Source organism: Gordonia sp. LUNF6, from assembly GCF_047041125.1.
Lineage (GTDB): Bacteria > Actinomycetota > Actinomycetes > Mycobacteriales > Mycobacteriaceae > Gordonia > Gordonia sihwensis.
Genome location: NZ_CP178181.1, coordinates 320,009 through 345,485, shown reverse-complemented (window position 1 = coordinate 345,485; position 25,477 = coordinate 320,009). Strand labels below are relative to the sequence as shown.

General features: G+C 69.2%; 25 protein-coding genes, 2 tRNA genes and 1 pseudogene. 12 read left to right on the top strand and 16 right to left on the bottom strand.

Annotation, left to right across the window (positions count from 1 at the left end):
* The first annotated feature begins 43 nt into the window (after positions 1 to 43).
* Positions 44 to 928, top strand: coding sequence for a LysR substrate-binding domain-containing protein (locus ACK8HH_RS01590; RefSeq protein WP_006897464.1), 885 nt, complete (start codon positions 44 to 46; stop codon positions 926 to 928).
* 117 nt (positions 929 to 1,045) lie between these two features.
* Here the strand turns inward: ACK8HH_RS01590 and ACK8HH_RS01585 are convergent.
* Both ACK8HH_RS01585 and ACK8HH_RS01580 read right to left on the bottom strand, forming a co-directional pair.
* Positions 1,046 to 1,118, bottom strand: a tRNA-Arg gene (locus ACK8HH_RS01585).
* A 57-nt stretch (positions 1,119 to 1,175) separates the two neighbouring features.
* Positions 1,176 to 1,264: transfer RNA gene (locus tag ACK8HH_RS01580), tRNA-Ser, on the bottom strand.
* A gap of 112 nt (positions 1,265 to 1,376) precedes the next feature.
* Between ACK8HH_RS01580 and hisC the strand changes: the two genes are divergently transcribed.
* On the top strand, positions 1,377 to 2,447 hold the full coding sequence (gene hisC / locus ACK8HH_RS01575; protein WP_039867811.1) for a histidinol-phosphate transaminase: 1,071 nt from the start codon (positions 1,377 to 1,379) through the stop codon (positions 2,445 to 2,447).
* Here the strand turns inward: hisC and ACK8HH_RS01570 are convergent.
* Complete coding sequence (locus ACK8HH_RS01570) at positions 2,439 to 3,419, bottom strand: alpha/beta hydrolase (RefSeq protein WP_006897466.1); 981 nt, start codon at positions 3,417 to 3,419, stop codon at positions 2,439 to 2,441. The genes hisC and ACK8HH_RS01570 overlap by 9 nt on opposite strands.
* Positions 3,420 to 3,519: 100 nt before the next feature.
* On the opposite strand from ACK8HH_RS01570, the gene ACK8HH_RS01565 reads away from it, so the two are divergent.
* Positions 3,520 to 3,969 carry an acyl-CoA thioesterase gene (locus tag ACK8HH_RS01565; protein ID WP_006897467.1) on the top strand — a complete coding sequence of 150 codons (450 nt, stop codon included), beginning with the start codon at positions 3,520 to 3,522 and terminating at the stop codon, positions 3,967 to 3,969.
* A 3-nt stretch (positions 3,970 to 3,972) separates the two neighbouring features.
* Here the strand turns inward: ACK8HH_RS01565 and ACK8HH_RS01560 are convergent, their stop codons facing one another.
* The 6 genes from ACK8HH_RS01560 to ACK8HH_RS01535 are packed head-to-tail and all read right to left on the bottom strand — an operon-like array spanning position 3,973 to position 9,842.
* Positions 3,973 to 5,175, bottom strand: a complete 1,203-nt coding sequence (locus ACK8HH_RS01560; RefSeq protein WP_006897468.1) for a hypothetical protein — start codon at positions 5,173 to 5,175, stop codon at positions 3,973 to 3,975.
* A gap of 10 nt (positions 5,176 to 5,185) precedes the next feature.
* A complete protein-coding gene (locus ACK8HH_RS01555; RefSeq protein ID WP_006897469.1) occupies positions 5,186 to 6,313 on the bottom strand; it encodes an acyltransferase family protein in 1,128 nt (375 codons plus the stop codon).
* A 5-nt stretch (positions 6,314 to 6,318) separates the two neighbouring features.
* Positions 6,319 to 6,930 (bottom strand): response regulator transcription factor, encoded by a 612-nt coding sequence (locus ACK8HH_RS01550; RefSeq protein ID WP_006897470.1) that lies wholly within the window; start codon positions 6,928 to 6,930, stop codon positions 6,319 to 6,321.
* A gap of 23 nt (positions 6,931 to 6,953) precedes the next feature.
* Positions 6,954 to 8,066 carry a sensor histidine kinase gene (locus ACK8HH_RS01545; protein WP_412475484.1) on the bottom strand — a complete coding sequence of 371 codons (1,113 nt, stop codon included), beginning with the start codon at positions 8,064 to 8,066 and terminating at the stop codon, positions 6,954 to 6,956.
* A 34-nt stretch (positions 8,067 to 8,100) separates the two neighbouring features.
* On the bottom strand, positions 8,101 to 8,877 hold the full coding sequence (locus ACK8HH_RS01540; protein ID WP_006897472.1) for an ABC transporter permease: 777 nt from the start codon (positions 8,875 to 8,877) through the stop codon (positions 8,101 to 8,103).
* A gap of 26 nt (positions 8,878 to 8,903) precedes the next feature.
* Positions 8,904 to 9,842, bottom strand: a complete 939-nt coding sequence (locus ACK8HH_RS01535) for an ABC transporter ATP-binding protein (RefSeq protein WP_006897473.1) — start codon at positions 9,840 to 9,842, stop codon at positions 8,904 to 8,906.
* A 210-nt stretch (positions 9,843 to 10,052) separates the two neighbouring features.
* On the opposite strand from ACK8HH_RS01535, the gene ACK8HH_RS01530 reads away from it, so the two are divergent.
* The 3 genes from ACK8HH_RS01530 to ACK8HH_RS01520 all read left to right on the top strand — a co-directional run bounded on the left by ACK8HH_RS01530 (position 10,053) and on the right by ACK8HH_RS01520 (position 13,398).
* The gene (locus tag ACK8HH_RS01530; protein WP_412475706.1) at positions 10,053 to 11,330 is read left to right on the top strand and encodes a transcriptional regulator; all 1,278 of its coding nucleotides are present in this window, start codon (positions 10,053 to 10,055) and stop codon (positions 11,328 to 11,330) included.
* A 110-nt stretch (positions 11,331 to 11,440) separates the two neighbouring features.
* On the top strand, positions 11,441 to 12,964 hold the full coding sequence (locus ACK8HH_RS01525; protein ID WP_006897475.1) for an aldehyde dehydrogenase family protein: 1,524 nt from the start codon (positions 11,441 to 11,443) through the stop codon (positions 12,962 to 12,964).
* Between the two features lie 11 nt (positions 12,965 to 12,975).
* Positions 12,976 to 13,398: a DUF779 domain-containing protein gene (locus tag ACK8HH_RS01520; protein ID WP_045537907.1), complete on the top strand. Its 423-nt coding sequence runs from the start codon at positions 12,976 to 12,978 to the stop codon at positions 13,396 to 13,398.
* 77 nt (positions 13,399 to 13,475) lie between these two features.
* Here the strand turns inward: ACK8HH_RS01520 and ACK8HH_RS01515 are convergent, their stop codons facing one another.
* Positions 13,476 to 14,498 carry a YeiH family protein gene (locus tag ACK8HH_RS01515; protein ID WP_412475483.1) on the bottom strand — a complete coding sequence of 341 codons (1,023 nt, stop codon included), beginning with the start codon at positions 14,496 to 14,498 and terminating at the stop codon, positions 13,476 to 13,478.
* Between the two features lie 94 nt (positions 14,499 to 14,592).
* Positions 14,593 to 15,228, bottom strand: a complete 636-nt coding sequence (locus tag ACK8HH_RS01510; protein WP_231650119.1) for a TetR/AcrR family transcriptional regulator — start codon at positions 15,226 to 15,228, stop codon at positions 14,593 to 14,595.
* A 69-nt stretch (positions 15,229 to 15,297) separates the two neighbouring features.
* Here ACK8HH_RS01510 and ACK8HH_RS01505 point away from each other — a divergent pair, with 69 nt between their 5' ends.
* Genes ACK8HH_RS01505 through ACK8HH_RS01490 form a run of 4 tightly spaced genes read left to right on the top strand, consistent with a single transcriptional unit; the run spans position 15,298 to position 19,820 of the window.
* Positions 15,298 to 16,614: an oxygenase MpaB family protein gene (locus tag ACK8HH_RS01505; RefSeq protein WP_006897479.1), complete on the top strand. Its 1,317-nt coding sequence runs from the start codon at positions 15,298 to 15,300 to the stop codon at positions 16,612 to 16,614.
* Positions 16,615 to 16,655: 41 nt separating this feature from the next.
* Positions 16,656 to 17,555 carry a LysR family transcriptional regulator gene (locus ACK8HH_RS01500; RefSeq protein ID WP_006897480.1) on the top strand — a complete coding sequence of 300 codons (900 nt, stop codon included), beginning with the start codon at positions 16,656 to 16,658 and terminating at the stop codon, positions 17,553 to 17,555.
* Positions 17,556 to 17,559: 4 nt separating this feature from the next.
* Positions 17,560 to 18,177 carry a class I SAM-dependent DNA methyltransferase gene (locus ACK8HH_RS01495; protein ID WP_006897481.1) on the top strand — a complete coding sequence of 206 codons (618 nt, stop codon included), beginning with the start codon at positions 17,560 to 17,562 and terminating at the stop codon, positions 18,175 to 18,177.
* Positions 18,174 to 19,820 carry an FUSC family protein gene (locus ACK8HH_RS01490; RefSeq protein ID WP_412475482.1) on the top strand — a complete coding sequence of 549 codons (1,647 nt, stop codon included), beginning with the start codon at positions 18,174 to 18,176 and terminating at the stop codon, positions 19,818 to 19,820. The genes ACK8HH_RS01495 and ACK8HH_RS01490 overlap by 4 nt, the downstream gene beginning before the upstream one ends.
* Positions 19,821 to 20,001: 181 nt before the next feature.
* On the opposite strand, the gene ACK8HH_RS01485 is transcribed toward ACK8HH_RS01490, so the two are convergent.
* Positions 20,002 to 20,904: a D-isomer specific 2-hydroxyacid dehydrogenase family protein gene (locus ACK8HH_RS01485; RefSeq protein ID WP_045537913.1), complete on the bottom strand. Its 903-nt coding sequence runs from the start codon at positions 20,902 to 20,904 to the stop codon at positions 20,002 to 20,004.
* Positions 20,905 to 21,037: 133 nt separating this feature from the next.
* Between ACK8HH_RS01485 and ACK8HH_RS01480 the strand changes: the two genes are divergently transcribed.
* A complete protein-coding gene (locus tag ACK8HH_RS01480) occupies positions 21,038 to 22,450 on the top strand; it encodes a serine/threonine protein kinase (protein ID WP_375003121.1) in 1,413 nt (470 codons plus the stop codon).
* A 16-nt stretch (positions 22,451 to 22,466) separates the two neighbouring features.
* Here ACK8HH_RS01480 and ACK8HH_RS01475 read toward each other — a convergent pair whose 3' ends face one another.
* The 4 genes and pseudogenes from ACK8HH_RS01475 to ACK8HH_RS01460 all read right to left on the bottom strand — a co-directional run bounded on the left by ACK8HH_RS01475 (position 22,467) and on the right by ACK8HH_RS01460 (position 24,874).
* Positions 22,467 to 23,222, bottom strand: coding sequence for a LysR family transcriptional regulator substrate-binding protein (locus ACK8HH_RS01475; protein WP_006897485.1), 756 nt, complete (start codon positions 23,220 to 23,222; stop codon positions 22,467 to 22,469).
* A 26-nt stretch (positions 23,223 to 23,248) separates the two neighbouring features.
* Complete coding sequence (locus tag ACK8HH_RS01470) at positions 23,249 to 23,761, bottom strand: TIGR03086 family metal-binding protein (RefSeq protein ID WP_231875662.1); 513 nt, start codon at positions 23,759 to 23,761, stop codon at positions 23,249 to 23,251.
* 33 nt (positions 23,762 to 23,794) lie between these two features.
* Positions 23,795 to 24,424, bottom strand: a pseudogene (locus tag ACK8HH_RS01465) (cysteine hydrolase family protein); the annotation flags it as partial.
* Between the two features lie 33 nt (positions 24,425 to 24,457).
* Positions 24,458 to 24,874: a PaaI family thioesterase gene (locus tag ACK8HH_RS01460; RefSeq protein WP_006897487.1), complete on the bottom strand. Its 417-nt coding sequence runs from the start codon at positions 24,872 to 24,874 to the stop codon at positions 24,458 to 24,460.
* A 110-nt stretch (positions 24,875 to 24,984) separates the two neighbouring features.
* On the opposite strand from ACK8HH_RS01460, the gene ACK8HH_RS01455 reads away from it, so the two are divergent.
* Entirely contained in the window at positions 24,985 to 25,464 is a 480-nt protein-coding gene (locus ACK8HH_RS01455; RefSeq protein WP_412475481.1) for a winged helix-turn-helix transcriptional regulator, read from the top strand.
* Positions 25,465 to 25,477 lie beyond the last annotated feature (13 nt).

Here is a 25,477-nt window from a genome sequence, read left to right as displayed (position 1 = left end):
AAGTACATGTTCTACGATCGCTGAAACAGGAGGGGTATCAATCATGGAACTGCGGCATCTCCGGTATTTTCGCGTGGTCGCCGAGGAGCTGCACTTCCGTCGCGCCGCCGAACGTCTGCACATCGCGCAGCCGCCGCTGTCTTCGCAGATCAGACAGCTCGAAGAAGAGCTCGGCGTCCAGTTGCTGACCCGATCGACCCGTCGCGTGGAACTGACTCCGGCCGGGGAGGTGTATCTGGACCGGGTCCGCGAGATCCTCGACGCCGTCGATGCGGCCGGCGAGCAGGCGCACCGGGTGGCCGAGGGCATGCAGGGCGCGTTGACGATCGGGTGCGTCGGATCGGCCACCTATTCACTCTTCCCGCGTCTGGTGCGAGCGCTGCGCGACGAACTGCCCGGCGTCGATGTGAGCGTGCGCGGCGAGATGCTGGCCCCCGACCAGGTGACGGCGCTCGAGGCCGGCCGGATCGATCTGGCGCTCCTGCGGCCCCCGGTCACCAGTGCGCGCGTGGTGGTGGAGCCGGTGCGCCACGATCGACTGATCGCGCTGGTTCCCGACAGTCACCGGCTCGCCGGATGCGGCGAGGTGGATCTGGCCGACCTGCGCGACGACGACTTCGTGATGCACGCGGGCCACGGCCGCTCGGCGCTCAACGGACTGGTCACCGGCCTGTGCGCCGACGCCGGGTTCGTTCCGCGGATCCGGCACGAGGTGACCGAGACCTCGACTCTCGTCACGCTCGTGGCCGCCGGGCTCGGAGTGTCGGTGGTTCCCGAGCCGACGTCGGCTCTCGACATCGCCGGAGTCCGGTACCTTCCGCTGCGCCCCGAGGCAGGAATCGATCTGTCCGCGGCATGGATTCCCGAGCCGGCGTCTCCCGTCGTCGAGCGTGCGCTGACGGTCCTGCGGCGGATCGCCGCGGAGTGAGCCGGTACGAGGGCGCTGACGGTCCGCCCAATGGCGCCGGTTCGTCGTTCTAGGAACTTGTGCCGTATTCCACCGACGAGAAGGTCCCCGTCGCGAACGACGGGGACCTTCTCGGAGTGCGCCCGTAGGGATTCGAACCCCAAACCTTCTGATCCGTAGTCAGATGCTCTATCCGTTGAGCTACGGGCGCGTAGTGGATCTTGCGATCCGCACTTCTTCAATTGTACCGGGTGCGTGTCCCGGTCGGCGGAGGCGAGAGGATTTGAACCTCCGGTTCCACTTTCATGGAACAACTCATTAGCAGTGAGTCCCATTCGGCCGCTCTGGCACGCCTCCCTGGTGGAGTCCTTTCGGGCCGCCGGGGCAAAACATTACACAGAGGGAGCGTCGGGACGCAAATCGCCGACCGGATGAGCATCGACCCGCAGGTCAGACGTACATTTGAGGGGTGAGCATGCGAATCCGCCCCGATCTGGACACCCTGCCCGTCTACGTCCCCGGCAAGACCTTTCCGGGCGCGATCAAGCTCGCCAGCAATGAGGTGACCGACCCCCCGCTCCCCGGCGTGGCCGCTGCCATCGCCGAGGCCGCAGCGACGGCCAACCGCTACCCCGACAACGGGATGGTGGAGCTCACCGACGAACTGGCCAAGAGCCTGGGCGTGACCCCCGCGGAGATCCAGGTCGGCTGCGGATCGGTGATCCTCTGCCAGAACCTGATCACCGTCACCGCCGGCCCGGGCGACGAGGTGCTGTTCGGCTGGCGCTCGTTCGAGATGTACCCGGTGGCGACGCGCGTCGTCGGCGCCACCCCGGTCCAGATCCCGCTCACCGGCGACGCCGTGCACGACCTCGCAGCCATGGCGGGCGCGATCACCGACCGGACGCGCCTGATCTTCGTGTGCAACCCCAACAACCCGACCGGCACGGTGGTCGAGGCGCAGGCGCTGCGCGACTTCCTGGCCGCCGTGCCGTCAGACATCGTCGTCGCGCTCGACGAGGCCTACTTCGAGTACATGCGGCTGACCGGACCGTTCGCGTACGATGCCCTCGAACTGCGGCGCGAGTTCCCGAACCTGGTGGTCCTGCGCACCTTCTCGAAGGCGTACGGACTCGCCGGCCTGCGGGTCGGATACGCGGTCGGCGATCCGGAGGTGATCACCGCGCTCAACAAGGTGCACGTGCCGTTCACCGTCAGCAGTGTGGCCCAGTCCGCGGCCGTCGCCTCCCTGCGCGCACAGGACGAGCTGCTGGCACGGACCGACGCGGTGGTCGCCGAACGTGAACGCGTCACGGCACGACTGCGCGAGCTCGGCTACCGGGTACCCGATTCACAGGCGAACTTCGTGTGGCTGATGCTCGGCGACGACTCCATGCCGTTCGCGACCGAGTGCGCCGAGTCCGGGGTGATCGTCCGACCGTTCGCGGGCGACGGGGTGCGGGTCACCGTCACCCATCCCGCAGAGAACGACGCCTTCCTCACCTTCGCGGAGAAGTACGCCGGCGCGCGGTCAGAGTGAGGGCGCGATGGCGTTCCACGCCTCGGGCAGGTCGCGCTTCCAGTAGTCCCAGCTGTGCGTGCCGATCAGGCGGAATCCCGAGGTGAAGGGGATGTCGTTGGCGCGCAGCAGTGTCGCGAACTCGAGCGAGCAGCGGTTCGCGCCCACCTCCAGCGCCGAACCGGCAGCGATCTGCGCGTTCTCCGGGCCGTCCTTGGGGTCACGCTTGGCGGCCAGGTCGAGCGGTCCCACCGCACCCGAACCGGACGAGATGTACAACGCCTTCCCGCGCAGGGCGTCCAGCTTGTGGGCGGGATCGTGCTGCACCCAGTCCTTGGAGCCGGGCGCACCCCACATGTTGTCGGCGTTGGCGCCGCTCTTCGCGACGGTCGCGCGGACGTAGGCCTCGTTGGCCTGACCCGACACACGCGGGCAGCCGCTCATCGAGGCGACACCGCGGTACAGCTTGGGGTGGCGGGTGGCGAGGGCGAACGCCGACTGGCCGCCCATGGACAGACCCATCACCGCATTACGTCCGGACCCGCTGAACTTCGCGTCGATCACGGGCGGCAGCTCCTGCGTCAGGAAGGTCTCCCACTGAGGCTTGCCGAGCTTCTTGTCCGGCTTCTCCCAGTTGGTGTAGAAGCTGCCCGCTCCACCGGCAGGCAGGACGACGTTGACGTTGCGCCCGGCGAAGAACGACTCGGCGCCGCCCTTGGTGATCCAGTCGCTGACCTTGTCTCCGCCGTCCGCGCCGTCGAGCAGGTACACGGTGGGCCGCGGACCGGAGCCGCCGGGGCTGAGAACCGTGACCGGCACCGAGCCGTTCATCGCCGCCGACTTGACGGTGAGGTCCACCCGGTGAATGCTCCGAACCTTCTCCGCGACCACGTGCGCCCCCTTGGGAGCGGCGTTGACCGGTGCGGTCGACACCGACGCCAGCATGGCCGCAGCCGCGACGACAGACCCGGCGGTGACCAGCTTCAGTGACATACGATCGCACCACATGGTCGCCCAGCGTACCCGGCGAAAGTGTCGACCGTGTGAACGTCGATGCCGAGCAGCGTGCTGGGCCGGCACTAGGATCGGCGACATGACCGAGACCTCGACGCTGCCGGACGGCCGTCGCCACGCCTTCACCGCGCAGGTCCCCGTCAGGTGGTCGGACATGGACGCCTTCGGTCACGTCAACCATGCGCGGATGGTGACCCTCATGGAGGAGGCACGTATCCAGTGGCTCCTGAGCGCCGGGGACGACTACGCACCGCACATCAAGAGCGCGATGATCGTCCACGTCGACATCCGGTACCGAGCACAGCTGCACCACGACGATTCGCCGCTCCGGATCGGGATGTGGATCAAGGGTTTCCGATCGGTCGACTTCACGATCGGCTACGAGATCGCCGGCGCCGCCGCGCCCGCGGGGGCGCGCCCGGCGTGCGTCGCAACCACTCAGATGGCCGTCGTCGACATCGAGAAGCACAGTCTGCGGCGCCTGACCGCCGCCGAGAAGGACCGTCTGCGCGAGTGGACCCGCTCCTGAGACTCAGGGCTCGTACTTCTCCGGAAGCTGCGCGGGTGCCGCCGTGCCGAGCTGAGCGATGTTGCCCTGCAGGACGTCCCGGTAGATGCGCAGCTGTTCTTCGCCGCTGCGCACCTGCTGCGACAGCCTGCGGGAATGGTCCGCGGACAGTTCGCGGTCGCCGGAGCGCGAGAGCAGATGGTCGATGCGCGCGTCGATGGTGGTGGCACGGTCGAACTCGTTGAGCAGCCGCAACTCGACAGCCGCGGACTCGACGGTCGCACAGATGTCGATGAGAGCGTGGACGCGGTCGATCAGTTCGGTCCACACCGGCCGCAACGCCTCTTCGCGCTCTCTGATGTGGGCGACGAAGCCGGGATCGAAACCGCCGTTGTCCCGAGCGCGGTCGAGATCGACGCGCAACGCCCGCAGCGCCACGACGTCGGAGGCGATCTCGGCGAGTTCGGCGTGCAGGTTCACCTGCACCCGCTGCATCTCGAAGTGGTCCGACAGCCAGGCCGGGTTGGTCCGGATGCGGTCGTAGTAGTGGCCGGCGACGAACAGGAGTGCCTCGTAGCCGTCGGCGAAGCTCGAACCGCGCGACGAGTCCTGCGTGGTGGGCATGGTTCCGAAGACTTCGTCGGCCCAGTGCTCCACCTGCCTGCGTCCGGCGCGCCCGGCGACCTTGTCGACGATTCCCGCCACTTTGTCCAGGGCATCGGTGCCGGCCCAGCGGGCACCCGAGGTGGACAGGTTCGCCACCGGTGTGCAGAGCAGCCCGGCGAAGAGTTGCTCGCGCTCATCGACCTCGAGGTAGACGTTCTCGCGGCGTTCTCGGCGAATGGCCCGCATACCCGACGGAAAGACGCCCTTGCCGGTGACGACCGCGCGGTGCGCCTCGTCGCGCCGGCGGGTGAGCCCGGCCATCCGGGACCGGATGATCGGGACCACGACGCCCGGCAGCATCGTCGACGCCAGTTTGCGCTCGGCGTGCACGATTCCGCGCTGCACGCGCCGCAGTTCACTGAATCCCGACTGCGGAACCGGCATCGGCAGTCCCTGCGAGACGCGGCGGACCACCGTCGCCCGCGCGGTGGGCACGAGATAGCCGGCAGCGATGAGAATGCACGCGGTGTCGGACAGTTCCGCAGGCTGCCCGGGCACCCGCGCATCCGTCGTCCACTGACGGAGATCGGCTGCCGTGACAGCACGCTGCGGTGAGGTCATGGCGCCGATTCTACCCGCGGACCCCGACAGATCGCGTGGGAGAATCCCGCCACAGCGGGGCGGTGAGGCGATGCAGCGACCACGCGACGGGCACGCTGATGACACTGGTCACGACGAAGGCCGCGAGGGTGGATCCGGTGAAGACCGAGTACCCGAGAAGATCCATCGTGAACTCCAGCACCATCACGTGGACCAGGAAGAACTCGTAGGAGATCTCGCCGAACCACACCATCGGCCGACTGCCGCACACCCGGGACCACGCGTCGTCGCCGGGGCCGATCGCCAGGGGACCGACCAGACCCAGGGCCACCACCAGGTAGAGCGTGTGTTTGACGACCGTCGCTCCGGCGTCGGCCGGCACGATCGTCGGCTCTCCGGCGACCGCGCCGCCGCTGATCAGGAACGCACCGACCGCGACAGCGACGCTCGGGATCGCGGGCCACCGCGTCACCGTCCGGGCCAGGACGGCGAGCACCATCCCGCCGACGAACCAGCTCGCGAAGGCGGGCGGCCACATTCGCGCGGTGGGGTCGACGCCGTCGGACCCGTGCACCACCACCGTCCACAACGGCGAGACCAGCAGCAGCCCGCCCAGGCACACGAGCAGCAGGTCGGGCCGCCACCGATCGCGGCACACCAGATGCGCGATCGGCCACGCCACCAGCGGCAGCGCGATGTAATAGGCCACCTCCGCCGCCATGCTCCACATCTGGGTGAGGCCGGTGTGCAGGTGTCCGAGCCCGTACACCTGGGTGAATGTGAGGTTCCGCAGCAGGTCCGACCACCCCTGACCGAAGTCGGACGTGTCCGTGCGCACCAGGAAGATCGCGTACACCGCCAGCACCGTGACCCAGTAGGCGGGCACGATCCGCCGCACCCGATGCCATGTGTAGCGCCGCAGCCCCGGATACTCGGCCGGCGCTCCGGATTGCGTCTCCTGCAACGCCCGCACCCAGGGCGCGAACAGCAGGTAGCCGGAGAGGACGAAGAAGAGCGCGACGCCGACCTCGAAACGAGACAGCAACCGACCCACGTAGTCGTCGGTGTAGTGGCCGGTCCAGTACGCGGCGTGCGTGAGGCAGACCGACAGCGCGGCGACGGTCCGGACACCGGTCAGTGCGGGGACGCGGCGTCGCACCGGGGTCAGATCCAGCCCCGATCGCGTGCGATCCGCGCGGCCTCGGCCCGCGTCGACGCGCCGGTCTTGCCGATGGCCGACGACAGGTGATTGCGCACGGTGCCCGCCGAGAGGTGCACCTGCGACGCGATGGTCGCGACGGTCGCACCCGAGAGCGCGGCGGTGAGAACCTCGGTCTCGCGCGGAGTGAGCGGATTGTCACCGCTGGTGAGGCTCTCGGTGGCCAGCGTCGGATCGATGACGCGGAGCCCGGCGTGGACGCGTCGCACGGCGTCGGCCAGTTCGGCGGCGGGGGTGTCCTTGACGACGAATCCGGACGCACCGGCGTCCACCGCGCGGCGCAGGTATCCGGGCCGGCCGAAGGTGGTGACCACCAGCGAGCGGACTCCGGGCAGTTCCCGCGTGATGCGGGAGGCCGCCTCGATGCCGTCGGCCCCGGGCATCTCGATGTCGAGCAGGCACACCTGGGCGCCGCTGGACCGCGCCGCGTCCACCACCTCGTCTCCCCGGCCCACCTGCGCGACCACCGCGAGGTCGGGCTCGAGATCGAGCAACGCCGCGAGCGCACCGCGGACCAGTGCCTGGTCGTCGGCCAGCAGCAGTCGGATGGTCTCCACCGGTCCCCCTCTCGGAGAAGAACCTACCGTCCCTCGTCCACGCTCGCGGTCACCGTGGTGCCGGTGGCATCGGAATCGACCGTCAGGCGTCCGCCGCCGGCATCGACCCGTTCAGCGAGCCCGCGCAGGCCGTTCCCGAAGGTCAACAGCGGCGAGCCGTGACCGTTGTCGGCGACGGTCAGGCTGTGATCGGTGAGCGTCACGACGCATCGGGTGGCTCCGCTGTGGCGGACCACGTTCGTCACCGACTCGCGCAGCACCCATGCGAACAGCGCCGCGTGCGGACCGTCGTAGGCGTCCGGATCCGGCAGGTCGGCGTCGATCTCCGCCGCCGTCAGCGCGATCTCCGCGGCCGCGACCACACTCGGCAGTTCCGGCGCACGCAGGTTGCCGACCGTCGACCGGACCTCGGCGAGCGCCTGCCGGGCGAGCGCGTTCAGTTCCGCCATCTCCTGCTTCGCCCGCGCCGGATCGAGATCGACGAGCCGGCCCGCGAGCTCGGACTTCACCGAGATCACGGTCAGCGAGTGCCCCAGGATGTCGTGCACGTCGCGGGCCACGCGTTCGCGTTCGGCGACCACCGCGAGCTGCCCGTTCAGCTCCCGCTGGCGTTCGGCGGCGAGTTCCCGGTCGCGCTCGCCGTCGCGCATCACGCGCGAGAACCCCATCGTGATGCCGACGACCAGCAGGACGATCAGGAAGCCGCTGTCGAGCTCCCACCCGAACAATTCCGGTACGACCACCGCCGAGACGAGGACCGCCGCCACCCCGGCCAGCGAATACCCCACCCGCCACGGTGCCGCGAAGGCGACCGCCGCCATCACGAACGGCGCCAAGGAGAACGCGTCCGCGCGCAGCAGCGGCATCAGTCCGATCATCAGAACCGCGAGCAGGGCGATCGCGGCGTTGCGCGCCGGCGCGGAGCGGGGATCGCAGTCGAACATCGAGTACACGCACAGCAGCAGATAGACGACGACGAACACCGCGATGATCGCCAGGGCCAGAGCTTTCATCAGCCATCGCGCGTCGGCGGTGATGATCCCGGCGATCGGATACGCCATGAACAGCAGCCACACGGCCGCGAACAGCCAGCGCCCGCTCCGCCACGGTGAGGTGGGGGCGGGCGCTGCGGTCATCGGTTCCTCCAAACTGGTCCCGGCACGGCGCGAACTACTGCCTGCGCGTGCTGCGGTTGTAGAAGTAGCTTGCCGCAACGGCGAATGCGATGGCCCAGAAGGCGATGTTCGCGATGATCACCCACAGGGAGATCGGGGTGCCGTAGACGGTGACCCCGTGGTCGAGCGGGTACCGCGCCAGCGAGACGACGCCGAACATCGGGGTGAACTCGGCGATCCGCAGCATGGTTCCGTTCAGGGGGACGAAGACGTTGCCCGCGAAGGCCAGCAGCGCGAGCACGCCGCCGAGGGCCTGCATGGCGCCGTCGGACTTCAGAATGCTGCCCAGGGCCAGCCCCAGCGCCGCGAAGACGGCCGAGCCGAGCCACGCCAACACCAGGCACACCGCCCAGACTCCGACCGGGGCGGTGGCTCCGGAGATCGCGCCGACCACGGCCAGCAGCACCACCGGCAGTGCGCTCATGGTCAACGCGAGCGCGACCTTGGTCGAGACGTAACCGGCGGGCCGCAGCGGGGTCATCATCAGTGTGCGCGTCCAGCCGGCCTGCTGCTCGATGGAGACCGCGGCGGCGTTCGACGCCGCCGCCAGGACCGCGCCGTACAACGCCATGCCGACCAGGACGTAGAAGGCGACGTTGCCGCTGCCGACCGTCTCGGAACTCTTCTGGGTGGCGCCGAAGACGAGGTACAGGAGGGCGGGCATCGCGACCGTGAAGATCATCGCTCGCCGGTTCCGCAGAACGCGGCGGATGTCGTTACGGAGATAGACGGTCGACACGCTGCTCGCAGCGAGGGTGGAATTGAGACTCATGGCAATGCCTTTCAGGTCTCGGCGCGTCAGGCGCCGGTGGTCAGCGCGACGAACGCGTCTTCGAGGTTGTGGCTGGCGATCTCGAGGTCGCGGGCACGGGTGCTGGTCAGCAGGTGGCGGGCGAGGACGTCGGAGTTCTCGAGAGACAGATAGATCCGGCCGCCGCGCCGTTCGGTGATCTCCAGGTCCGGGAACACCCGTTGGAGACCGGGCACCGCGTCGTCGTCGAGGACGGCCGAGACGATGCGACGGCTGGCCCGGGCGCGGATGTCGGCGGTGGAGCCGTCCGCGACCACCCGGCCGCTCGCCATCATCACGATGCGGTCGGCGAAGGAGTCCGCCTCCTCCAGATAGTGGGTGGCGAACAGGACGGTGCGGCCGTGCTGGGCGTCGGCTCGCATGGCGGCCCAGAAGGTCCTGCGCGACTCCACGTCCATCCCGGCGGTCGGCTCGTCGAGGACGATGAGGTCGGGATCGGGCAGCAACGCCAGCGCGAACTTGAGTCGCTGCTGCTCACCGCCCGAGCACCGGGAGACCTTGCGAGCGCCGAGATCGGCGATGTCGGCACGGCGCATCACCTCGGGGATGTCGGCGGTGCGCCCGTGAAGCGCGGCGACCGTGGAGACGGTCTCGGCGACGGTGAAGTCGTCGAGCAGTCCGCCGGTCTGCATGACCGCGGCGATCCGGCCGGCGCGCGCCGCCTCGCGCGGATCGCGGCCGAAGACCCTCACCTCGCCGGAGTCGGGTGTGGTGAGGCCGAGGATCATGTCGATGGTGGTCGTCTTGCCCGCACCGTTGGGTCCGAGGAAGGCCACCACCTCGCCGGGCTGGATCTGAAGGTCGATGCCGTCGACGGCCTGGACGGTCTCGCCCTTCGAGCCGCGGAACCGCTTCGACAGGTCGGAGATGGCGATGGCCGGAACCGTCGACGCGGTTCGCGCTGGGGTGAGATGTCGCTGTGTCATGACATTCACTCTTCCGCCGGGGGACGCCGGTCACCCAGAGCGGATGTCATCGGTTCGCCATGACGTTTGTCATGGGCCCGGCACAACGCTTCGCGATCGCGGCAATCGGTGTAGCCCGGGCCGCCGACGGGGCCGGTCGTTGCCCGGGTCACACCGTGCAGGCACAATCGAAGGACGAGGACCTGCGAAAACAGTCGGGAGTTGAACGCGATGAGAGACGGCGCCGGCGTGTCGACTCGCGTCCGCCGTGCCTACGAGCAGTTCCTCGCCGGTGTCTCACCCGCCGACGACTCCGTGCGCTCGCTGGTCCGGGAATCGTGGGAGCGGTCCCGCAGCCGAGGAGTGGATCCCAGTGAGGTGGAACCCGGCCACGACGCCGGTGCCCCCATGTCGGGTGATGCCTTCGACGCCTACCGCTCGTCGCATCGGCTGGCGGCCGTGCGGCCGCTGGTGCAGTCGCTGATGCTCGACGACATCGCCGATTCCGGCGTGGTGGTCGCGCTCACCGACAACCAGGGCCGGCTTCTGTGGGTGGAGGGCGACCACGGCGCCCGTGACGCCGCGGCCCGCATCAACTTCGTCGAGGGCTCGGTGTGGAGCGAGGACACCGTCGGCACCAATGCGCCCGGACTCGCCCTGACGATGAATCGCGGTGTGCAGATCATCGGTCCGGAGCATTTCTCCGGTCCCGTCCAGAACTGGAACTGCGCCGCGGCCCCGGTGCATGATCCGGTGTCGGGCGAGCTGCTCGGCGTCGTCGACGTCACCGGCGGACCCGCGGCCGCGGCACCGTTCGCTCTCGCGGCGGTCCGATCGGTGGTCGCCGCGGTGGAGCGGGAACTGCAATCACGCACCGTCGACCTCGCCGCACCCGAGACCTTCGTCCGACCCGACACGCGCCCCCGGCTGACCGTGCTGATCGACGGCCCCGCCCACTGGCACGACGCCGCGGGCGCCGCCCGACCGCTGTCGCCGCGGCACGCGGAGATCCTGCTCCTGCTGCAGAGCTACCCCGAAGGCCTGGGCACCGAGCAACTCGCGACGATGCTCTCGGACGAGGGGCTCGGCGCGGTCACCGTGCGCGCCGAGATCTCGCGGCTGCGGCGCGACCTCGGCGATGTGATCGCCGCCCGCCCGTACCGGCTCACCGTCGACGCCGGCTCCGACGTCGACGAGTTGCGCGGGCTCATCGCCGCGGGCGATCTGACCGCGGCGGTCCGGGCGTTGGGGCGCGGCGGACTGCTGGCCGAGTCCCTCGCCCCCGGCGTGGTGGAACTGTTCGACGAAGTGCGCGAAGACCTGCGATCGCGCATGTTCGGCACCGGCGACCTCGTCGCACTGAACGCGTGGGTCGCCTCGCCGCACGGCCGGGACGACATCACCGCGTGGAACGCGCTCGCCCAGCGGCTCCCCGCCGGACATCCGCAGCGGGCGGTCGCACAGGGGCGGGTCCGGCTGCTCGATCGGCGGTTCGGAGTGCGGCGCTGAGGGCGCCGGGCGCACCCCGCGCCGCGATGCAACGCGACTGCAACCACATCACCCCTAGTGTGTGATTCACCTCACCGATTGAAGTGAATCCACGAAGGAGTGCAAGCATCATGACCGTCTTCGCAAAGCCCGGAGCCGACGGCTCGCTGATGAGCTACCAGTCCCGCTACGACAACTGGATCGGCGGCAAGTGGGTTCCGCCGGTGAAGGGGCAGTACTTCGAGAACCCGTCGCCCGTCGACGGCAAGACCTTCTGCGAGGTGGCCCGCTCCACCGCCGAGGACATCGATCTGGCGCTCGACGCCGCGCACGCCGCCGCACCGGCGTGGGGCAAGACGTCGGTCGCTGAGCGCGCCGCCGTCCTGAACAAGATCGCCGATCGCATGGAGGAGAACCTCGAGGCGATCGCCGTCGCCGAGTCGTGGGAGAACGGAAAGGCCGTCCGCGAGACACTCGCCGCCGACATCCCGTTGGCGATCGACCACTTCCGCTACTTCGCCGGCGCCATCCGCGCCCAGGAGGGCGGCATCTCCGAGATCGACAAGGACACCGTCGCCTACCACTTCCACGAGCCGCTGGGCGTCGTCGGTCAGATCATCCCGTGGAACTTCCCGATCCTGATGGCGACCTGGAAGCTGGCCCCGGCCCTGGCCGCGGGCAACGCGATCGTCATGAAGCCGGCGGAGCAGACCCCGGCGTCGATCCTGTACGTGATGAGCCTGATCGGCGATCTGCTGCCGGACGGCGTCGTGAACATCGTGAACGGTTTCGGCGTCGAGGCGGGCAAACCGCTCGCCTCGAGCAACCGCATCCGCAAGATCGCCTTCACCGGCGAGACCACCACCGGCCGCCTCATCATGCAGTACGCGTCGGAGAACCTGATCCCGGTGACCCTGGAGCTGGGCGGCAAGAGCCCGAACATCTTCTTCGAGGACGTGATGGCCTCCGACGACGGCTTCCTCGACCGCGCACTCGAGGGCTTCTCGATGTTCGCCCTGAACCAGGGCGAGGTGTGCACGTGCCCGAGCCGCGCGCTGGTGCAGAGCAGCATCTACGACGATTTCCTCGAGCGCGCCGTCGCCCGGGTCGCCGCCATCAAGCAGGGCAACCCGCTCGACACCGACACCATGATGGGCGCCCAGGCGAGCAACGATCAGTGGGAGAAGATCAAGTCGTACCTGGAGATCGGCAAGCAGGAGGGCGCCAAGGTGCTCACCGGCGGCGAGCCCGCCGATCTGGGCGGCGACCTCTCCGGTGGCTTCTACATCCAGCCGACCGTCTTCGGCGGCAAGAACGACATGCGGATCTTCCAGGAGGAGATCTTCGGACCGGTCCTGTCGGTGACCTCGTTCACCGATTACGACGACGCGCTCTCCATCGCCAACGACACGCTGTACGGCCTGGGCGCCGGCGTGTGGAGCCGCAACGGCGCCGTCGCCTACCGCGCGGGCCGCGACATCCAGGCCGGCCGGGTGTGGACCAACACCTACCACGACTACCCGGCGCACGCCGCCTTCGGCGGCTACAAGCAGTCGGGCGTCGGCCGCGAGAACCATCTGATGATGCTCAGCCACTACCAGCAGACCAAGAACCTGCTGGTCGGCTACGCGCAGAGCGCCAAGGGCTTCTTCTAAGCCGGCGTGCGATGAACGAGCCTGCAACCGTCGCGCGCGTGGTTGCCACCGACTCCGCCGTGGAGCTCCTGACCAAGCTGTCGGAGCTTCACGGCGGGCTCATGATCCATCAGTCGGGCGGATGCTGCGACGGCTCCGCTCCGATGTGCTACCCGGTCGGCGAGTATCGGGTCGGCCAGCGCGACGTGCTCGTCGGCGAGGTCGAACTGCCCGAACCGCTGCCCGCGGTGCGCATCTGGATCAACGGCGACCAGTTCGAACTGTGGAAGCACACGCAGCTGATCCTCGATGTGGTGCCCGGCCGCGGAGCCGGATTCTCCCTCGAAGCCCCCGAGGGCGTCCGGTTCCTGTCCCGATCGCGGGTGTTCACCGATGAGGAGAACGCCGCACTCGCGGATTCGCCGCCCCTGACCGGGGCAGACCTGGACGTGTAGCGGCGACCCGCAGAATTTTTGGCTCCCGGAACGGTCTCTGAGACCGTTCCGGGAGCCAAAGTTTTTCCGATCGGAGCTCACCCGGCGAGCAGCACCCCGCCGAGTGCCACACCGGCCACCAGGACGGTGGTCAGCGCCGCCTGGACGAAGGGGCGCCATCCCACCCTGCGCATGACCTCCATGCGGACGCCGAGTCCGAGAGCCGCCATCGCGATCGTCAGCAACACCACCTGCGCCTCGTGCCCCACGGAGATGACCGCCGAGGGCAGCACTCCGGTGGACCGCAGGATCGCGCACACGACGAATCCCACCACGAACAGCGGAACGATGGGAGGCCGCTTGCCCGCTACCCCGGTGGCGCGGCGCTGACGGATGCTCAGCACGGTGACGACCGGCGCGAGCATCATCACGCGGGCCAGCTTCACCACCACCGCGACGGTGAGCGCGCCTCCGCCGATCATCCCGCCGGCGGCCACCACCTGCGCCACCTCGTGGATCGAGCCGCCGGCCCACAGCCCCGCGACCTCGTCCGAGAGCCCCATCGCGTGGGAGAGCAGCGGGATCGCCGGAATCATCAGCGTTCCGAAGATGACGACGGTGCCGACCGCGGTGGCGGTGTCCTCGTCGTCGGCCTCCACCACGCCGTCGACCGCCGCGACCGCCGCCGCACCGCAGATCGACATGCCGCAGGCGATCAACAGCCGGCGGGCGAACGGAATGCCCAGCGCCCGTCCGATGAGCAGACCCCCGACGATGCCGCCGACGACGATCGCGACGACCACCAGAATCATCCCGAATCCGAGTCCGAGCACATCACCGAGAACCAATTGCAGCCCCAGCAGCGCGACACCGATGCGCAGCAGCGTCTTCGACGCCAGCGTCAGTCCGGGCGCCGCGGCGGCAGGCAGCCGGACCACGTTGGCGACCACCGCGCCGATCACGATGGCCAGCAGGAGCGGACTGACCGCAGGCAGGAGCATGGTGATGCCGGTGGCGGCGAGGGCGACCGCGCCGCAGATCAGCAGCCCCGGAACCACGGCGCGGGGATCGGGCCGGTCGCCTCTCCCGGACTTTCCGGCACGATGCAGTGTCTGAGTCATACCTCCACGGTCGGCGAACCGGAGGCGATCGGGAACCCGGAGATCCGATATGCAGACATATCAAATCGATATGGTCATGACCCCGTCCGTCTCGCTAAAGACTGGCCTCCCGGCCGAGCCGGGAGGCGAGCTTCTGCAGCATCAGCAGCCCGGCGCCCATCCGGTCGGCGAACTCCAGCAGCCGGTCGACGGCGGCCGAGTCGGGATTCTCCAGCCGGAAGGCCAGCAGCTCCCGGGCACCCGCGTGCATCACGCGCGCCGTCAGTTCCGGATCGAGCTGGTCGAGCCCGATGTCGGCGACGACCTCCGCCAGGTACTTCCGCACCCGCTCCTGCGACACTTCGAGCCGCCGGCCGAACTCGGCAGGCGCCCCCAGCGGGGGCGACAGAAACAGCCGCCAGCTCGCCGGATTCTCGTCGATCGCCTCGATCAGCCGCGCGAGCACCGCACGCAGTTGCTCGAGTCCGGCGAGACCCTCCGCGCTCGCGACAGCGGCCGCGAAGTCGGCCTGGTCTCGGTCGCCCTCGCGATCGACCAGCGCGACGAACAGTCCGGTGACGTCGCCGAACTGCTGATAGATCAGCGTCCGGTGCACTCCGGCCTCGTCGGCGATGCGGGCGGGGGTCGCGGCGTGAAAGCCCTCGCGGTCGACGATCGCGAGAGCGACGTCGAGAATCTGCTCACGCCGGGCCGCACCGCTCATCCGCCGACGCACGTTCTCCGAAGTCACCCTTGACATCGTAGTTCACACATTGTTAGTTAGTAACTAACAATTTGTTAGTTACCCCGGAGGGCCGCCGTGACCACCTATTACCCCGATCTCGCCGACGTGGTCCGCCGACAAGCCGACGCCCTGCCCGAGGTGTACGGCGACGTCGACTTCAGCGGCGTTCCCTACCGGTTCACCACTGACCCGGACGTCGAATCGGCACTACCGGCGTGGGTGGGCGGCCGGTCCCGCTACCTGTCGGACGAGCGAATCGTGGAGCTGATGACCACGTCGACGATGCTCGGCGACGTGGTCGCCGACAGGTATGCGGCGCTCGCGGCCGACCACAGCGTCTCGGAGCTGATCTCGATGCTCCGCACGGCGTGCCGCGAGGGGATCGACGCCGTCGAAGACGCGCCTTCCGAACTGGCGTCGTTCCTGGAAGCGATGGAGACCACCCCCGACTGGATCGATCTGGACCTGGTCGCCGAAGGCGCCCGCCTGTCGCGAGTGCCGTCCGCGCTGCTCTCGCCGTTCATCACCCGCGGGGCGTTCATCGCCACCTTCACGAATCTGTACGCCGCACTTCCGATGGTGATGACCGGCGCACTGACCGGCAAACGCGCGGCACGGCGGGTCAACGAGACGACGAGCTTCTTCGCGGTCACCACGCTGCCCGGCGCACTCGACCGCGACGGCGCGGGGTTCGAGGCCGCCGCGATGGTGCGACTGATGCATTCGATGGTGCGGTACAACGCCTTGCGCCGATCCGGAACCTGGGATGTCGACACCTACGGAATCCCGATCCCCCAACTCGATCAGGCACCGGCCGGTCTGATGGGCGCGTTCATCCTCGCCCAGCGCGCATTGCGACAGGGTCGCTCCGAGTTCACCCGGGCCGAGCGGGCGACGGTGGAGTTCCACCGGTACCGCTGCTTCCTGCTCGGGCTTCCCGAGGAACTGGTCCCCGCCACGCCCCGGGGAGTGGTCGACGTGTTCACCGGCCGCGCTGCGCTGCTGCGCGCCGGATTCGACGGCTCGTGCGCGTCACTGGTCTCGTCGACGATGAACGCCTACCTGCGCTCGGGACACACCGCCTTCGACCGTGCCGCCGAATCCGTCGAGCGCAGCTACAGCAAGATCGCGTTCATGATCGCGTTCTGCCAGGGGAATCGCCGTGCCGCGGCACGGATGGGCGTCGAGATCGCCGCCGCCGACTTCGCCAGGATCGCGGTCACCGCACCGTTCATCGTCGGTCGCCTCGCGGCCGCCCAGTACGCGACGCGGATCCCGTTCCTCGCCCCGCACGTCGACCGGTACGCGACGCGGATGGTCGAGCGACGGCTCGCCGACTACGGCAAGCCGGAGTTCCGGACCGACCACACCGAGTACGCCGTCGCGCACTGAACGATGCACGACCGCCGGCGCGACCGGGGTACTGTCCAGCCGTGGACTTGCGATCGATCGACCTGGGGGCGCTCGAGTTGCTCGTCGGAGTCGACGACCACGGCAGTCTGAGCGCGGCGGCCCGCGCGTTGCACGTCGCACAGCCCAATGCGTCACGGGCCATCGGGCGGCTGGAACGCCTGCTCGGCGTCCGTCTGCTCGATCGGGTCACCACCGGCTCCCGCCTCACCCCGGATGGGACCGTGCTGGTGCATTGGGCCCGACGCACCGTCGACGATGCGCGCGCACTGCTGGATGTGGCGGCCGGGCTGCTCAGCGATACCGCCGCCGAGGTGACCGTCGACGCCTCGATGACGGTCGCCGAACACCTGATGCCCCTGTGGCTCGGGACATTCCGCACCGACCATCCCGAGACCACCGTGCACCTGCGGGTCCGCAACTCCAGCGCGGTGTTCGAGGCCGTCGCCTCGGGCGCCTGCGACGTCGGCTTCGTCGAGAGCCCGTCGATTCCGTCCGGACTGCACAGCGCGGTGGTCGCGCGCGACCGCCTCGTGCTCGTCGTTCCGCCCGGCCACAAATGGTCGCGCCGTCGGCGCCCCATCGACATCGCCGAACTCGCCGCGACGCCGCTGCTGGTCCGCGAACCCGGATCGGGCACGCGCACGACACTGGAGGTGGCGTTGACCGGATACGACATCGCCCCGCCGATCCTCGAACTCGGCAGCAGCGCCGCGATCCGCACCGCGGTGGCCGGCGGGGTCGGCCCCGCCGTGCTCAGCACCCTCGCCGTCCAGGAGTCCGCGCGCAGCGGCGAGTTGCGCGTGATCGATGTGGACGGGCTCGATCTGACCCGGGAACTGCGCGCCGTGTGGCGACCGCCACGCACTCTCCAGGGCCCCGCGGCCGAACTCGTCCGGATCGCCCGCCGGTCGGCACAATAGATCCGTGACCGCCGACCAGCCCGGCTACGACGCCCTCGCCGACCTCTACGACAGAACGTTTCCGGATCCGTTTCAGACGGCGCTCGAGCGCCGGGCCGTCGACGCCTTCGCGGACATGGTGCTCGAGTCGCGGCCGGATGCGGGGGTCGTCGACGTCGGCTGCGGCACGGGCGGTGTCTCCGCGCATCTCGCCGGACGCGGGCTCAGCGTGTGCGGCGTCGATCCGAGCGCCGGAATGCTGGCGGTGGCCCGACGGAGGCACCCGCAGCTGACGCTCCGGACGGACGACGCCCGGCTGGTCACCGTCGACCTGTCACGGGTGGGCGGCGTCGTGGCGCGGCACAGCCTGATCCACGTACCTCCGGACGAGGTGCGCGAGATCCTCGTCGATTGGTCGGCACGACTGTCCGCCGGCGCCGTGGTGCTCATCTCGACGCAGGCCGCCGACGAGCCCGGTGTGCACGAATTCGATCACGCCGTCGCAAAGGCGTGGCGCTGGCATCCGGACGCGCTCGCCGACGCGGTCGTCGCGGCCGGCTTCGCGGAGATCTGGCGCACGGTGAGCCGAGCGGACGCCGACCACCGCTTCCCCGACGTCCATCTGGCGGCGCGGCGCCCATGACCGATCACGCTCCGGTCCCGCCGTCGCGACCGTCGGTCCGCGCACTACTCCTGTCGCGGCCGTCCACCCGTGGACGCTGGGCTCCGGCACTGCGCGGAGGGCTGGCCTTCCTGCTGCCCGCGCTGACGCTGTACGGGCTGGGATTCGAGCGAAACGCGGTCCTCGCCGCACTGGGCTCGTTCGCGCTGATGTACGGCGAACGTCGCCCGTACCGGATCAGGTGGCGGGTGAACCTCACCACGGGTCTGCTGCTGGTCGCCTCCGCGGCCCTGTTCGGCGCGCTCGGCTCATGGATGGGTCCGGGTGGATCGACGGCTCGCGAGATGACGATGGTCGGCGCGCTCGCGGCGCTCACCGCCGTCTCGGTATTCGGGGTGAACACCCTGCGTCTGGGGCCTCCCGGTCCGTTCTTCCTGGTCTTGGTCGGAGGTGTCGCCGTGGTCGTCTGCCGCGCCGGCGGCTCCGCCGCGACGGTGGCCCTGTGTACGGCCGCGGGCGCGGCCGCCGCGTTCATCGTCAGCATGTCGCCCGGACTGTGGCGCCCGCACGGACCCGAGATCGCCGCCACCGAGACCGCACTGGCCGAGGGCGAGCGCTTCCTCGCCGACAACCGCGAGCCCTCCCGCAGGCACAGTGTCGCGGCGTCGACGCTGAACGCGTGGTCGGTGCTGCACGACGCGGCGCAGATCGACGGCGATCTCGCACATCGTCTCTGGCTCACTCATCACCGCGTTCACGGCGCCGAGGCCGGCGCGCTGATGGCGCCGCTCCCCCGTCCCAGCATCGTGCACCGCCTCAGATTCGGAGCGCGCCTCGACAGCCACGCGACAGTGACGGCCACCCGGGCGACGGTGGCCACGCTGCTCGCGGGCGGGGTCTCGGTCCTCGCCGGCCTGGGACGCCCCGACTGGGCGATCATGGGCGCGGTCCTGGTGCTGCAGTTGGGGCCCGACCGTGTCCGCGGCGCGGTGCGCGGTGTGCACCGCGTGCTCGGAACGCTCGGCGGTCTGGCGATCTTCGCCGTGCTGCACACACTCGATCTGCACGTCGCCGCGCTGATCGTGGTGCTGGCCGTGCTGAACATCATGATCGAGCTGACCGTCACCACCAACTACGCGCTCGCGGTCACCTTCATCACGCCGCTCGCGCTGCTGATGGGAGCGCCGACTCAGCCGCTCGGCGAGCAGATGCTCTCACGCGTCATCGAGACCCTGTTGGGCGTCGCGTTCGCGGTGGCGACGATGTGGCTGCTGTTCCCGCGGATCCACCGCAGCACCCTCCGCTCCGCGGACGAGGCGGCCAGGGCGGCGTGTTCCGATGTGCTGAACCGGGCGAGCACGCATGTCCCCGCGTCGGCGTCCATGCGGGTGTCGCGGCGCGACCTCCAGTGGCAATTGCTGGAAGCCGAGCTGGCCGCGACCGACAGCGCGAACGACGAGCCCGCCTGGGCGTACCGCTACTGGCCCGCCCATGCGGCGGTCCGATCCGTGGGCTACGACACGCTCGGCGCCTGCTGGCGCGCCGGCCCCGACACCCTGATCGGCGAGACGATCCGCGCCGACCTCGCCGACCGCGTCACCGCGAGCCGCACGATCGGCCTCACCCCTCCCCCGACTGAGCGAGGCCCTGAACAGGCAGGTTGAGCAGCCTTCATATAGGCCAGTTGAGCGAGCGCAGCGAGTCGAAACCCTCCTGCCCCAGCGACCTCCAACAGGCCAGTTGAGCGACCTCCAACAGGCTGGTTGAGCAGGCTTCCACAGGCTGGTTGAGCGAGCGCAGCGAGTCGAAACCTACCGACCGCCACACCCCCACTCACCGACCCCCTCAGTACCCCGCATCCGGCTCGACCACCGCCAGCAGCTCCTCGCCCGCTTCGAACCGCCGGATGTTCTCCGCGAGGAAGGGCGCCATCTCGCGCGTGAGCCCGGACGCCGGATTGGCCACGTGCGGGGTGATGATGACGTTGGGCAGCGACCAGAGCGGATCGTCGTCCGCGGGCGGTTCCGGATCGGTGACGTCGAGCGCCGCGCCCGCGATCACTCCCTCCGACAACGCCCGGTGAAGAGCGGCCTGATCGATCAGCGGCCCGCGGGCGATGTTGACGACCCAGCTGTGCGGGTGCAGTCTGCCGAGGGTCTCGTCGTTGAGCAGGTGACGGGTATCCGGAGTGTCGGGTGCGGCGAGCACCACGTGGTCGGTACGCTCCCACACCTCGTCCATTCGGTCGGCGGGCAGCGTCAGCTCAGCGCCTTCGACGGCGCGACCGCTGCGGTTGACGGCGATCACCGAGGCGCCGCACGCCGCCAGACGCGGCGTCAGCTCGCGCCCGATCCCGCCCGCACCGATGATCGCGACCGTCGCACCCCGCAGTGTCCGGACGGCCGGGTCGATCCGTTCCTTCGCCCACCCGTCCCGGACCGCCGTGTTGATCTGCCGCAGCCCGGCCAACAGCAACGCGAGGGCGTGTTCGGCGACGCCCGCTGCGTAGAAGCCCGAGGCGTTGGTCCAGAGTCGACGGCCGTCCAAGACGCCGGCGTCGACGAAGCGTTCGATACCGGCGGTGCTGAGCGCCACCCAGCGGACGGCGTCGCCGAGTTGCGGGAAGCCGTCCGGCCCGCCGATCCAGACGAGAGCCTCGGCGTCGTCGAGCCCGGTCACCTCACTTCCGGCTCCGGTCACCGCCTCCGACAGGTGCCGGTCCACAACCGGTTCGATCGCGATCTTCACGAGCGCCTCCTCAATCTCCGGTCCCACGGTAGACCGAATGCTCTGTTCCGATCACGCGTGCCATTCGTTCGATTCACCATCGGCTCGCATGGCACACTTGCCCGGTCGATGCTGCGACCGAAAAGAGCACTTCATGGAGATGACGGAAATCGCCGGGTACAGGATCCTGCGCACTCTCGGCGCCGGCGGGATGGGACAGGTGTTTCTCGTCGAGCATCCCCGTCTGCCGCGTCGTGATGCATTGAAACTGCTCGACGCGGGTGTCTCGCGGAACAGCGAGTTCAAAGCCAGGTTCCAGCGTGAGGCGGATCTTCTGGCCCAACTGTCACACCCGAACATCGTTACGCTGTACGACCGCGGCGAGTACGACGGCCGTCTCTGGGCCACCATGGAGTTCGTCGAAGGCACCGATGCCGGCCAGTTGCTCGAATCGACTGGCCCGCTGTCGCCTACCCGAGTGATGTCTCTAGTCGCGAGCGCAGGGTCAGCGCTCGACTACGCGTGGCGTAAGCAGCGGATCACCCACCGCGACGTGAAGCCCGCGAACATCCTTCTCGCGATCGACGATCACGACACCGTCGAGGCAGTGAAGCTCGCCGATTTCGGCATCGCAAAAGCGGCCGAAGAGACGACGACCTTGACCTCCACCGGAATCACCGTCGGCACCTTGGCGTATATGAGCCCGGAAGCGATTGAGGGCGCGGAAATCGACAACCGATCAGACATCTACTCACTCGGTTGTACCGCGTTCCATTTGTTCTCTGGGCAGGCTCCCTTCACCGGTAAGACTATGACCGCGCTGATGTCGGCTCATTTGAACGGTGAGCCGCCCAGCCTTTCAAAGTTCGCCCCGCATCTGCCGGCGACGTTGGATTCGGTGTTCACTCGAGTCCTGTCGCGAGAGCCCGACTCGCGATACTCGAGTTGTGCCGAATTCGTGGCTGCGTTGTCCGATGCGCTGGATGGCAGAACAACGCCGCTGACCGGTCCGGCCTACGCCCAGACGATTGTCGGAACGCACTCGGTTCCAGGGCGCCATCCGCACCACCGATCGTCGTCGCGCCGGAACCGATGGATCACGGCGGTCTCGGCACTCGCCGCGACCGCGGTCCTCGCAGTCGGTGGAGCCGCCGCGTACGCGTACTTCCAGCAACGGGACGAGACGCCGACAGCTTCGGCACCCATCACACAGACCACGGTCACGACGCACGTCACATCCACGCCATCGACCACCACTGCTCCTGCGATCGCCACGGTCTACGAGCAGGTCACGCCGACCGAGGAGCCCGAACCCGTGACCGTCACGCCCGAACCCGTCGAAGGGCAGGAGTGCGGGTTGGATCAGTTCGGTGACATCTCCGCTGACGGCACACTGTTCTGCAGCGCAGAGAACGGCGCGTGGACCGACCGTACACACCAGTCTCGTCCTGCTGTGACGTACGGTACTGAGTGTTCCGAACCCGGGGCGCGCGCCCGGATCAGCGGTACCGACGCAATCGCAACCTGTGAGTCCGACACTGACGGGACTCCGACCTGGGGCTACTAGACTCCGACCCTCATCGTTACCGCCGACCGCGTCGTGCGGCCTTGCCGAAGCTATTGCCTGCGATCTTGCCCGCCGCCTCGCGGTTCGCCCGCTTGGCGGCAGCCTTCTCCTTCGCGGTCCGCTTGGGCTGCGGCTCCCTGCCGCGCGACGAGTTCGCCCCGCGACCACGGACGAGTCCGACGAATTCGTCGGCGAGCTGGGACGTGGGCGACGGCCAGACCAGTCCCACCCGGCTGACGGGGGCGTCGAGCAGCGGCCGGTAGACGAGGTCGCGGCGATGGTGCAGCCGGGCCAGCGACTGCGGCACGGCGAGCAGTCCGGTGCCGGCCGCCACGAGTTCGATCGCGTCGGCGGTGGTCGCCGGACGGTGGTCGAGCAACGGCCCGGGCCACCGATCCCAGGTGAGGGCGTCGTCGAGGGGCGACAGAAAGGTCTCGTCGGCGACGTCGTCGGCGCGCAACTCGTCCGTCAGGGTCAGGTAGTGGTCCTTCGGAACCACGACCACAGTGGTCTCGACGTACAGATCGATGGTGTGATGGGGTCCGGGATCGACGGCGTCGAGGGCCTCCGGCAAGCGTGTGACGGCCGCGTCGACCGCGCCGTCGGCGAGCAGCCGCACGCTGTCGGACACGCTGCACGCCACCAACTCGAGCGGCACGTCGGCGAACCGTTCGCGCCATTTGCGTTCCCATTTCGCCGGCGTGACGCCGGGGACGTACGCCAGACGGAAGCGGCGGTGCGCGGCGGCGTTCTCGGCCGAGTCGGGAGTCACGGGGAAAGACTATCGGGGCCGGGCGGTCACGCGCCGCGTCCGGCGACGGCGAGCAGCCGGTCGGCGGGGTGATCGGAGGCGGCGGGCAGCTCCGGACCGAACAACCCGAGCGCGCGAAGGTCCTCGATGATGGGCGTGCCCACATCGAGCAGGTGAGCGACCAGTTCCGCCGGGGGCGTCCATTCCACGCCGAGCGCGTCGGCGAGGTCCTTGCTGTGCAGGGTCAGTTCCAGCAGCCGCAAATGCATCAGCGAGGCGCCGGTGCGCCGCCCGGCCCGGTGATCGACCAGCGCGCTCAGATCCGCGTGCTCGGCCGCCTCCCGCAGTCGGTGCTCCTGTTCCCAGAAGCTGCCGACAGCATCGGCGCCGATGTAGTCGACACCGCGGGTAGCCGCCGTGTCCGCCGCGCTGCCGCCGTCGAGCAGGATGGCGTACCGCTGCGCACCGCCCGCGACATGGTCGACGAGCTGTCGGACCGTCCAGTCGCCGCAGCCGCCGGCGCGGTCGAGATCGCCGTCGACCCGCTCCAGCAACTCCACCCACAGCGTCTCCGCGGAACCGAGCAGTTCGTCGCCGGCCAGTGCTGCGACCACCTCGTCGGCGGTGCGCAGTTGCACGCCGATCGACTCCAGATCGGCCAGCCGAGCCGGCGTGACCTGCGAGGTCGCGTCGGAGATCAGGACGGTGCGGTAATCGAGTTCCGAGGCGTCGAAGAGGGTGGCCCGGGGGCAGTTGGGCAGATTGCAGCCCGCGACCACCACGGTGCTCACGTCGTGGTCACCGAGCAGCGAGTCGAGGGGCGTGCGGAAGAACGCCGACCACCGGGGCTTGTACACCACGTACTCCGCAGCGCCGATCTGCTGCACCGCACCGAATCGCAGTGAATCCCGATCGAACTCGACGGGACCGGGCAGCAGATCTGGGGGAATCTCAGCTCCCGGAGTGCCCGGCGCGACGACCGCGTCACCGGCCTCGACCGCGGCGCGCCGGAGCAGGTCGACGTCGCTCTCCCCCGGGCGGTACGACCGCACGATGTGGACCACCGGCCGGCCGAGCCGACGGAACTCCGCGACCGCCGCCGTCATCGCCGGCAGGGCCTCGCGCGTGCCCGGCACAGCAGCCGGGCCGTCGACGAAGTCCCGCTGGACGTCGATGAGCACCAGCGCCGCGTCGGCCCAGTCGGGAACGAGGTAGTCGGCCACGTCATCGATGGTCGCACAGCGCTGCGCAGAGCGTCAGTCGCCCGCCGGCAGCGGAATGTTCTGAAGGCGCAGCTGCCCGCGGGCGAGATCCTTGCCGGTGGCCTCGTCGCTGATCCGGACGAGCCAGAGCTGCTGCGTGCGGCCCTGAACGATCGGTTCGGCGACCACCCGCGCACGAGTGCCTCGCGACGACCGCAGGAAGTCCGTCGAATTGTTCAGCCCCACCGCGAACTGCCCGCGGTCGGCCACGGCCACGCTGGCGCCGATGCTGCCCGCGCTTTCGACGATGGCCGCGTACACGCCGCCGTGGACCACACCGAACGGCGTGTGGTGCCGCTCGTCGAGATCGGCGTATCCCTCCACGCGCGTGCCGGAGGCCTCGGTGACGACGAGGCCGGAAGCGTCCATGAACTCGCTCGACGTCGACGGAATCGGTGCGGTGTCGGTCATCGTGTCTCTCCTGCGATCGATGTCGGCGACACGTTGCCGCTGACTTCTGATAGAGAAGTTAGATCGCCGATCAACTGACTGTCAACATCGAAGCCAGCTAGACTGGCGACGTGGACTGGCTGGATTTCGACACCGACAACTGCTCCGTCCAGCGCACGCTCGACGTCATCGGCGACCGCTGGAGCGTGCTCGTGCTGCGCGAGGTATTCAATGGTGTGCGCCGGTTCGACCGCATCAAGCAGCACACCGGGATCTCCGACTCTGTCCTGTCCGACCGTCTGCGCAGGCTCCTCGACGCCGGCGTGCTGGTGGCCTCCGAGTATCGGGAGCCTGGGTCGCGGCGCCGGAAGGAGTATCGACTCACCGACGCCGGGCTCGACCTTCAGCCGGTGCTGATCTCCATGCTCCGGTGGGGCGACAAGCACCGCGCCGACCCGGCGGGCCCGTCGCTGAACGTGGTGCACCGCGGGTGCGGCGCTCCGGTGCGCACCGAGATCGTCTGCGACGCCGGGCACCCCGTGCCCCAGCGCGAGGTACGCAATGAACCGGGTCCGGGTGCGCGCAAGCGCGCCACCGGGCCCGTCGTCTGACGCATCCGCGCCG